The following is a 7194-nucleotide window of genomic DNA, read 5'->3' as shown; positions in this document are numbered from 1 at the left end:
CATGGACTACGTGAAGCGCTTCGGCGCCCCCGTGCTCGCCCACTGCGAGGACGCAGGGCTCGCCGGCAGGGGCGTCGTCAACGAGGGCGTCGTCTCGACGCGCCTCGGCCTGCCCGGCTGGCCCGCGGCCGCCGAGGAGGTCTGCGTCGCACGCGACATCCGCCTGGCCGAGCTCACGGGCTGCCGGCTGCACGTACAGCACGTGTCGACCGCGGGCTCGGTCGAGCTCGTCCGCGCGGCCAAGGCGCGAGGGGTCGCGGTGACCTGCGAGGTCACGCCTCACCACCTGTTCCTCACCGAGGACGCGCTGCTCAAGCGCGGCTACGACACGGCCCTGAAGATGAACCCTCCGCTTCGCACGGCTGCCGATACTGAAGCGCTGCTCGCGGGCCTGCTCGACGGCACGGTCGACGCCATCGCCACCGACCACGCCCCGCACGCGCCGCATGAGAAGGAGCTCGAGTTCGAACTCGCGCCGTTCGGCACCACAGGGCTCGAGACCGCGCTGCCGCTCGTCGCGACGCGGCTCGTCGCGACGAAGAAGGCCACGTGGGCCCAGGTTGCGCAGTGGATGTGCCACGGCCCGCGCGCCGCGGCGGGCCTGCCGGGCGTGACGATCGCCGCGGGACAGGTCGCCGACCTGACGGTCGTCGACCCGGACGCTCAGGTGAAGGTCGAGGCCGATGCGTTCGAGAGCCGCTCGCGCAACTCGGCGTTCCTCGGCGAGGAGCTGACCGGCGCGGCGAGCGACGTGCTCGTCGGCGGGTACTTCGTACTGCGCGACAAAGAGGTGGTCTGACCGTGGCGCACGCCCGGCGGGCGCTGCTCGCACTCGAGGACGGCACCGTCCTGCGCGGGCTTGCGTGCGGCGCGTCCGGCACCAGCACGGGCGAGGTCGTGTTCAACACGTCCATGTGCGGCTACGAGGAGGTCCTGACCGACCCCTCGTACGCGGGGCAGATCGTGACGATGACCCAGCCGCACATAGGCAACTACGGCACCAACGCCGCCGACATGGAGTCGCGCGGCACGTTCGTGCGCGGGTTCGTCGTGCGTGAGATGTCCGACGTGGCATCGAACTGGCGCAGCGAGGAGCCCCTGCGCGACTTCCTCGAGCGGCTCGGCGTCGTCGCGATCGAGGGCGTGGACACGCGCATGCTGACCCGACGCATCCGTGAGGGCGGCGCGATGCGCGCGGCGATCTCCACCGAGGTGCTCGACGCCGACGCGCTCGTCGCCCGCGCACGCGCGGTCGCGCCGATGGCGGGCAGCGACTTCGTGCGCGAGGTCGCGGTGACCGCGCCCTACGTCTGGGGGACCGAGGCGCCCGACGGCGCCGATCTGCCCGCGGACACCGGGGTGCTGCCGGTGCGGCCGCGCTTCCGGGTGGTGGCGTTCGACTCGGGCATCAAGTACAACATCCTGCGCCGCCTGGCCGAGGAGGGCTGCGAAGTCACGCTCGTGCCGCCGACCGCGTCCGCCGACGAGGTGCTGGCGATGAGCCCCGACGGGCTGTTCATGGCGAACGGTCCCGGCGACCCGGCCGCGGTCGAGTACCTGTACTCGACGATCCGCTCGCTCATCGGGGCGCGCCCGCTGTTCGGCATCTGCCTCGGGCATCAGATGCTCTCGCTCGCGGCCGGCGCGTCGACCTACAAGCTCAAGTACGGGCACCGCGGCGGCAACCAGCCCGTGAAGAACCTGCTCACCGGCAAAGTCGAGATCACGAGCCAGAACCACGGCTTCTGCGTGGACTTCGCCTCGATCGGGCCGCTCGTGCCGGAGCTGTCCGAAGGGCTCGCGCACGAGGCGGGTGACCTGGGCGCGTGGGTGCGCGCCGGTGTGGCGCCGGTGGTGCGTTCCGACGCCTGCGGTCCGGTCCAGCTCACGCACGTGAACCTCAACGACATGACGGTCGAGGGCATCCGCCTGCTGGAGCAGCCGGCGTTCTCGGTCCAGTACCACCCGGAAGCCGCGCCGGGGCCGCACGACGCGCGGTACCTGTTCGGCGAGTTCACGCGACTGATGGACGCTACCGGCACCCGCGCTTCGGCCGCGGGCGGCGAAGGGTAGGACATGGGCATCCGCACCGTTCTCGTCCACACGGCGGTCGGCTCCCCGGAGGCGACGCTGGTCGTCGCGGCCGCCAGGGGGCTCGCCGGGCTCGGCGTGAAGAAGATCGTCTTCGCATGCGTGCTCGACGCATCGGGCCTCGAGGGCCCGGTCATCATGGCGAAGGTCGACCGGACGATGGCGGACCTGCGCGGGCTCGCCGCTCCGCTCGAGGGGGCCGGGCTCGAGGTGGAGTGCAGGGTGCCGACGGGCGAGGCGGAGCACGAGTTGCTCTCGATCTCCGCGGAGGACGGCGTGGACGCGATCCTGAGCGGCACGCATGGGAAGTCGAGCGTTGAGCGGCTGTTGATCGGCTCGGTCTCCGAGGCGCTGTGCGCGCAGGCGAGCGTCCCGAACGTCGTGGTGCGTTTCGACCACATGCGGGAGGCGGAGGACCCGTCCCGGCTGCTGTCCGGCTTCGCGGAGCGCCTGCTCGTGCCCACGGACTTCTCGGACGCCGCGGACCGCGCTCTCGACGCTGCGATCGAGTTCGCCGCGCGCGCGGACGGACGCGTCATCCTGGCGCACGTGGGCACGACGCGCGACGCGGGCGCCCGGCTGCGCGAACGCTCGGAGCGCGGCGCCGCCGAGGGCGTGGACGCGGTCTACGTGATGCGCGAGGGTGGTGTCGCGGAGACGCTTCTCACCGAAGCGGCCGAGCAGGGTGCGACGGGCATCGTGATGGGGACCCGCGGCGTCGGCAGCGCGTGGGGCGAGCTGGTCCTCGGCAGCCTGTCTCTGACGCTGCTCCGCGAGGCCGACGTGCCGCTGATGATCGTGCCGTAGGAGAGGGAGCGACGCCTTGCCGAGGCGCGACGACATACGCAAGATCCTGGTGATCGGCTCGGGGCCGATCGTGATCGGGCAGGCGTGCGAGTTCGACTACTCGGGCGCGCAGGCGTGCAAGGTGCTGCGCGAGGACGGCTACGAGGTCGTGCTCGTGAACAGCAACCCCGCCACGATCATGACCGACCCGGAGATGGCGCACCGCACCTACGTGGAGCCGGTGACACCCGAGTTCGTCGCCAAGGTCATCGAGCGCGAGCGCCCCGACGCACTGCTGCCGACCCTCGGCGGCCAGACGGGCCTGAACTGCGCGGTGGCGCTGGCCGACGCGGGCATCCTGGACGAGTACGGCGTCGAGCTCATCGGCGCGGACCGCGATGCGATCAAGAAGGGCGAGGACCGCAAGCTGTTCGCCGAGGCGATGGCGCGCATCGGGCTCGACGTGCCGCGCAGCGCGTACGCGTACACCGTCGGCGACGCGGAGGAGGCCGCCCGCGGCCTCGGGTTCCCGCTCGTCGTGCGTCCCTCCTTCACGATGGGCGGGGCGGGCGGCGGCATCGCGTACAACCTCGAGGATCTGCGCGAGGTCGTGGCCGCGGGCGTGGCGCTCTCGCCCATCGGCGAGGTCTTGGTCGAGGAGTCGGTGATCGGCTGGAAAGAGTACGAGATGGAGGTCATGCGCGACCGCAACGACAACGCGGTCATCGTGTGCTCCATCGAGAACTTCGACGCGATGGGCGTGCACACCGGCGACTCGATCACGGTCGCGCCGGCCCAGACGCTCACGGACCGCGAGTACCAGGTCATGCGCGACGCCTCGATCGCGATCCTGCGCGAGATCGGCGTCGAGACGGGCGGCAGCAACGTCCAGTTCGCTGTGAATCCCGCCGACGGGCGCCTCACCGTCATAGAGATGAACCCGCGCGTGTCGCGCTCATCGGCGCTCGCGAGCAAGGCGACCGGCTTCCCCATCGCCAAGATCGCCGCGAAGCTCGCGGTCGGCTACACGCTCGACGAGATCCCGAACGACATCACCGAGAAGACCCCGGCGTGCTTCGAGCCGTCGATCGACTACTGCGTGGTAAAGGTGCCGCGGTGGGCGTTCGAGAAGTTCCGCGGCACCGATGAGACGCTCACCACGCGTATGAAGTCGGTGGGCGAGGCGATGGCCATCGGGCGCACCTTCGAGGAGGCGCTCGGCAAGGCGATGCGCTCGCTGGAGAACGGCCGAGGCGGGCTGGGCGCCGACGGCAAGGACGCGTTCGACGAGACGCACTTCGAGCACCGGCTCTCGACGCCGAACGAGCAGCGTGCCTTCTACCTCGCCGAGGCCCTGCGCCGCGGTCGGGATGCCGGTGAGCTGCACGAGATCACCCGCATCGACCCGTGGTTCATCGACCGCATGCGGCGCGCGGTCGCGGTCGAGGCCGAGGTGGCCGCCACGGCGCCGCACGACATCGACGAGCCTCTGATGCGCCGCGCCAAGCAGGCGGGGATCTCCGATGTCCAGATCGCGCACCTCACGCGCAGCACGCCCGCCGAGGCGCGTGCGTGGCGGCTCGGCCTCGGCGTGAAGGCGACGTTCAAGGCGGTCGACACGTGCGCCGCCGAGTTCGAGGCGTACACGCCGTACTACTACAAGACCTACGAGACCGAGGACGAGGTCCGCGGTACCGACAAGCCGCGCGCGATGATCCTCGGCGCCGGCCCCAACCGCATCGGGCAGGGCATCGAGTTCGACTACTGCTGCGTGCACGCCGCCTACGCGCTGCGCGACCTGGGCTACGAGACCATCATGGTCAACTGCAACCCGGAGACCGTCTCGACCGACTACGACACGTCCGACGTGCTCTTCTTCGAGCCGCTCACGTTCGAGGACGTCATGGACATCGTCGAGGCGACCGGCCCGGCCGGAGTCGTGGTCACGTTCGGCGGACAGACGCCGCTCAAGCTCGCGCACGCGCTGGAGGCCGCAGGCGTTCCGATCATGGGCACGAAGCCCGAGGCGATCGACCTGGCCGAGGACCGCGAGCGCTTCCAGGCGCTGCTCGACCGTCTCGGCATCGCGTACCCGGCCGCTGGCACGGCGCGTACGCACGACGAGGCCCTCGAGGTCGCCCGGCGCATCGGCTTCCCGCTGCTCGTGCGGCCGAGCTACGTGCTCGGCGGCCGCGGCATGGTCATCGCATACTCAGAGGACTACCTCGAGCGCTACATGGACGAGGCCACGAGCGTGAGCCCCGACCACCCCGTTCTGCTCGACCGGTTCCTCGAGGGCGCTGTCGAGGTCGACGTGGACTGCGTCGCAGACGGCGAGACCGTCTACGTCGGCGGCGTGATGGAGCACATCGAGGAGGCCGGCATCCACTCGGGTGACTCGGCCTGCTGCATCCCGCCGTTCACGCTGTCGGACGCGGTGGTCGAGCAGATCCGCTCGCACACGCGCACGCTGGCGCTCGAGCTCGGCGTGTGCGGGCTCATGAACGTCCAGTACGCCGTGAAGGACTCCGCGGTGTACGTGCTCGAGGTCAACCCGCGCGCGAGCCGGACCGTGCCGTTCGTGAGCAAGGCGACCGGCGTCCCGCTCGCCAAGGTCGCTGCGCGCGTCATGGCCGGGGAGAAGCTCGCGGGGATGCACCTGCCCGACGAGCTGCGCGAGCTCGGCCGCTTCTGCGTCAAGGAGGCGGTCATGCCGTTCGGGCGCTTCCCGGGCGCCGACTCGGTCCTCGGGCCCGAGATGAAGTCGACCGGCGAGGTCATGGGCGTGGCCGAGGACTTCCCGGCCGCGTACGCGAAGTCGCAGCTCGCGATCGACTACTCACTGCCGGCGAGCGGTGCTGCGTTCATCTCGGTCGCCGACCGGGACAAGCGCGAGATCGTCGGCGTCGCCAAGCACCTCGAGACGCTCGGGTTCGAGCTGCTCGCGACCCGCGGCACGGCCCGCGCGCTCAAGGCCGCCGGGATCCCGGTGACCGAGGTCCGCAAGGTGCACGAGGGCAGGCCGAACATCGTCGACGCGATGAAGAGCGGCGAGGTGTCGCTCGTCATCAACACGCCGTTCGGGCAGGAGACCCGCAGCGACGGCTACCACATCCGCAGCGCGGCGATCGCGCACGGCGTCACCAACATCACCACCGTGCAGGCCGCACAGGCCGCAGTGCACGCCATCGAGGCGGCCGCCCGCGGGCGACTCGGTGTCATCGCGCTGCAGGACTTCAACGGGCAGGGCGGGGCGTCGTGAACGACGGCGGCTGCTGCGGGGGCGCATCGCGCGGGCCCGCGCCCGCCGTCGAGCGCGTCGTCGTGACCGCCAACGAGCGCGTGGCCGAGGGAGTCGGCCTGCTGACGCTGCGTGCGCCGCGCGTCGCCGGCGCGATCGCGCCGGGGCAGTTCGTCCACCTGCGCATCACGCGGGGTGCGGACTTCATCCTCCGGCGGCCGTTCTCGGTGCACCTCGCGGCCGGAGACCGGCTCGAGATTCTCTACCAGGTCCTTGGCCGCGGTACGCGCGCTCTCTCGGACAAGGTGCGCGGAGACGAGATGGACCTCATCGGCCCGCTCGGCCACGGTTGGGAGATCCCTTCGGGAATCGCGCACGCGCTGCTGGTCGCGGGCGGCCTCGGTGCGGCGCCGCTGGGGATGCTCGCCTCGGCTCTGGCGGAGCGCGGCGTGGCGGTGAGCGTCGCGCAGGGCGCGCCGTGCGCCGAGCGGCTCGTCGCGCGCGGGCTTCTCGAGGACGTCGCGCGCCGGTACGAGTGCGCCACCGACGACGGCAGCGTGGGTGCGCACGGGGTCGTGACGCTGGTGTCCGAGCGACTCATCGCCGCGGATGCCCCGGACGTCGTGTACGCGTGCGGCCCGGAGCCGATGCAGCGCATCGTCGCCGGGCAGGCGGCCGCGGCGGGCGTGCCGTGCCAGGTGTCGCTCGAGCGCCTGATGGCGTGCGGCGTGGGCGCGTGCCTCTCGTGCGTGGTGAGCACGCGCGGTGGCCTCGAGCGCGCCTGCTGCGACGGCCCGGTCTTCGACGCGGCCGACGTGCTGTGGGACGCCTCGGAGGCGCCGCACGGGCACGGGAGCGGAGGGCGCGCATGACCGTCGACATGAGGGTGAGGCTCGGCTCGCTCGAGCTTGCGAACCCCGTGGTCACGGCATCGGGCACGTTCGCCTCGGGGCGCGAGTACGCGGACTTCACGGACCTGGGGCGGCTCGGCGCGATCGTCACGAAGGGCGTGTCGCTCGAGCCGTGGGCGGGCAACGCGTCGCCGCGCATCGCCGAGACGGCGAGCGGGATGCTGA

Annotated in this window: 6 protein-coding genes; all 6 read left to right on the top strand. The window is 71.6% G+C overall.

The window, feature by feature from the left end:
- The coding region (locus FDZ70_04570) for a dihydroorotase (protein ID TLM78071.1) at positions 1-799 on the top strand (799 nt) is incomplete at its 5' end.
- The gene (gene carA / locus FDZ70_04565; protein TLM78070.1) at positions 574-2073 is read left to right on the top strand and encodes a glutamine-hydrolyzing carbamoyl-phosphate synthase small subunit; all 1500 of its coding nucleotides are present in this window, start codon (positions 574-576) and stop codon (positions 2071-2073) included. The genes FDZ70_04570 and carA, both read left to right, overlap by 226 nt.
- A gap of 3 nt (positions 2074-2076) precedes the next feature.
- A complete protein-coding gene (locus FDZ70_04560; GenBank protein ID TLM78069.1) occupies positions 2077-2898 on the top strand; it encodes a universal stress protein in 822 nt (273 codons plus the stop codon).
- 16 nt (positions 2899-2914) lie between these two features.
- Entirely contained in the window at positions 2915-6139 is a 3225-nt protein-coding gene (carB, locus tag FDZ70_04555) for a carbamoyl-phosphate synthase large subunit (protein TLM78068.1), read from the top strand.
- On the top strand, positions 6136-6990 hold the full coding sequence (locus FDZ70_04550) for a dihydroorotate dehydrogenase electron transfer subunit (protein ID TLM78067.1): 855 nt from the start codon (positions 6136-6138) through the stop codon (positions 6988-6990). The genes carB and FDZ70_04550 overlap by 4 nt, the downstream gene beginning before the upstream one ends.
- Positions 6987-7194 (top strand): dihydroorotate dehydrogenase (locus tag FDZ70_04545; protein ID TLM78066.1); only part of this gene is annotated, 208 nt, incomplete at its 3' end. The genes FDZ70_04550 and FDZ70_04545, both read left to right, overlap by 4 nt.

It is taken from the genome of Actinomycetota bacterium, assembly GCA_005774595.1.
GTDB lineage: Bacteria > Actinomycetota > Coriobacteriia > Anaerosomatales > D1FN1-002 > D1FN1-002.
Note: the sequence above shows the minus strand (reverse complement) of the source record. Positions and strands in the feature narration are given on the sequence as shown.

Excerpts from the sequence above, each read along its gene's own strand:
- FDZ70_04560 (TLM78069.1), top strand. The coding sequence starts at position 2,077 with ATGGGCATCCGCACCGTTCTCGTCCACACGGCGGTCGGCTCCCCGGAG.